The sequence below is a fragment of the Nitrospinota bacterium genome, assembly GCA_035528715.1.
GTDB lineage: Bacteria > JADFOP01 > JADFOP01 > DATKYB01 > DATKYB01 > DATKYB01.
The window spans coordinates 1-2,481 of the sequence record DATKYB010000045.1; the positions used below are offsets into that span (position 1 = coordinate 1).

The following is a 2,481-nucleotide window of genomic DNA, read 5'->3' on the forward strand; positions in this document are numbered from 1 at the left end:
ATGGAGAGGTCGTCCAAATAAATTTTAATTTAGTACCAAGATATTTATTTCTTTCGTTTACAAAAAACTGAATTCTTTCTTTATCAGATTTTTGTGGTGGCAAGAAATTCCAATTTTCTACTAATTTTTTTGCTACGTCTAAAACATATTTTTCTCTTTTTTTTGTCGACAATGTTGAAGGTTTGAAATATAACACTAATCTCTAACCTCTCTATATTTCTCCTCACCAACCTGATATTCTCTTTGTTTTACAATCTCATAGTTACCCTTAGGAATGGTAAGTGTCTTATGATCTGGATGGGTAAGCTCAGCCATATCTGATATGACTCTAAGGTACAACGTCCCATCCTCTTCATATATTTCTGCCTTGCCATGGCTGATAGAGTGTTTATGCCCTGTTTGTTCTCCTTCTGCTAGGATAAGATGGTCTAGTTTCTTGCCCTTAATCTTTTCACATGGTTTTATAATTAATTCTCCCTGTCTTCTCGTTTCTTTCATGTTAACACCTCCTTCACATTTTTGGACTTTAAGTAATTTTTTTTATATTTAATTATATTATTTTCTATATGCAATTTCAACTAATTACTTTTGACAATGTCAACTTTTTTTAAAAAAACAAAAAGTGCTCCAGTCTAGGGGTATTTAAATTACTATACTTTGTAAAAATTTTTTACTCCTCTACCGAGAAACGCTTAGTCTTATTGTGCTGAGTATCAATGCTATGTATAATCCAAATTCTTTCAAAGAGGGGCATTGGATAAGAAAAAGGAGCCTATTCTGGTTCTTTCAGATAATTATTTCTATGAAAGAAGGTAAACAGGAAAACTCAAAGAGCTTGAGTGGAGATATGGTTTTCAGGTATTAATCATCAGAAAGATTGTTGAAGAGCTTTCTGGTGTGGACCCTAGGTTTTCGGTTCTTACTTAATCCAGCGAGTATATCAATTATAATGAGACTGTCTTTATAAGGATTTCCTTTGATAAAGGAAAGTTTTCAGAATCAGATCCTCCCACCATTCTGCTTGGCTGGAGAACAATAGACGAGATAGAAGACGGGGGAGATAACAGCATTTTTTAAGAGGAAAAATTTATAATCTTTTCAAAATAACCAAACTCTACTTCACTGTATAGCCGCGTCCCTCAAGACATGCACCATAGGCGCGTTTAAAGGCATCTCTGCTCTGATTGTAAGCATCCATCTGACTCTGTGTCCACTGGTCTGATTGTTGCTGCTCTTTCTCAGTCCGTCTCTCCTTTTCCATATGGCCAAGCAAAGCACCTGCACCGGCACCAATGAGTGCTCCCTTACCCGCTCTGCTGCCTCTTTTGCTACTGGGTGAAGTAAGGGCTCCTATCCCTGCTCCGGCAGCCCCTCCGACTAGAGCACCCTCGAGCATTCCTGGTCCTTTACTTCCTTTTTGAGTTGGAGGTGCTGAAGCCTGTGGTGGTGTTTGTAGGGGATCGAATCCTGTCTGTTGCTTCGCCCATTGATAGCATTCAGACTCATCCTTCTTCTGCTGTTCTAGGCTTTGTCCCTTCGTTGGATAAACGAAGAAATCTTGCGCAAAAGCTGATCCAGTGAAAAAGACTAAGATAATGAGAACGATTAGGAGATATTTTATTAGTCTCATCATTTTCTCCTTAAATAATTGATTTACATTTATATTTAATTTCTCAACCAATCCATTTTTTGTCAAGTAATTTTTTTTGAAAATGTATATATCCCTTTCTTGGGTAAGCAAGAGAAGAACAATAAAAACCGCAAAAACCTATTGACTAAGTCCTACCTTTTTGATAGAAATTAGTTTGTTTTGATTCAGGTTTTAATTTCACTTTAATTGATAATCCAGCTGAGCTGAGTTTTCTGATATTAAAGCCCCTTATTTTTAATGGTAGCAAAAATTTTCGATAGCCTGGATTAATAGATGAAATAACAATTTAAGCAAAAAGTCTTTAAATCTGAATCTAATTAAGAAATAAAAAAAGCCATATTGATTTTGGCGAATTGAAAGGAGGTGGAAAGATCTTTTTGATGCCGTTGGCATTTCTTTGCAGTTGTGGCTCTTTTTCGGTTAAAGGAGGTTAAGTTATGAAAAAGAGAATTTTTACAAAACTGATTGCCTTAGCAGTAATTACCACGTTTCTTATCATTCTGCCGAGCGGGCCTCCATGGGCAGCTAAGAAAAAGCCCATTGAACTGGTCCTGGCAACCGCCACGACAGGTGGGACTTATTATCCTGTTGGTGTGGCCCTATCAACCCTTTGGAGCATAAAGTTAAGGAAAGAAAAACCGTCTGCTATAAAGGTCAATGCAATTACATCAGCAGGATCCGGAGAGAATGTTAATATGCTCAAGGCAAAAGAGGTCGAGATGGCCATTCTTCAGGGGTTGTTCGGAAAGATGGCCTGGAACGGCGCCGACATATATAAAGGCAAGCCTATGAAAGAACACCGGTCTATTACGATGCTGTGGCCCAATGTT

At 37.6% G+C, this 2,481-nt stretch carries 4 protein-coding genes; 1 reads left to right on the forward strand and 3 read right to left on the reverse strand.

Going from position 1 to position 2,481, the window contains the following annotated elements; all coding sequences use genetic code 11:
• The 3 genes from VMW81_03325 to VMW81_03335 all read right to left on the reverse strand — a co-directional run.
• The coding region (locus VMW81_03325) for a hypothetical protein (GenBank protein ID HUU49976.1) at positions 1-196 on the reverse strand (196 nt) is incomplete at its 3' end.
• Entirely contained in the window at positions 196-498 is a 303-nt protein-coding gene (locus tag VMW81_03330; protein HUU49977.1) for a hypothetical protein, read from the reverse strand. The genes VMW81_03330 and VMW81_03325, both read right to left, overlap by 1 nt.
• A 616-nt stretch (positions 499-1,114) precedes the next feature.
• Positions 1,115-1,633, reverse strand: a complete 519-nt coding sequence (locus tag VMW81_03335; protein HUU49978.1) for a YMGG-like glycine zipper-containing protein — start codon at positions 1,631-1,633, stop codon at positions 1,115-1,117.
• Between the two features lie 455 nt (positions 1,634-2,088).
• Here VMW81_03335 and VMW81_03340 point away from each other — a divergent pair.
• The coding region (locus VMW81_03340; protein ID HUU49979.1) for a TAXI family TRAP transporter solute-binding subunit at positions 2,089-2,481 on the forward strand (393 nt) is incomplete at its 3' end.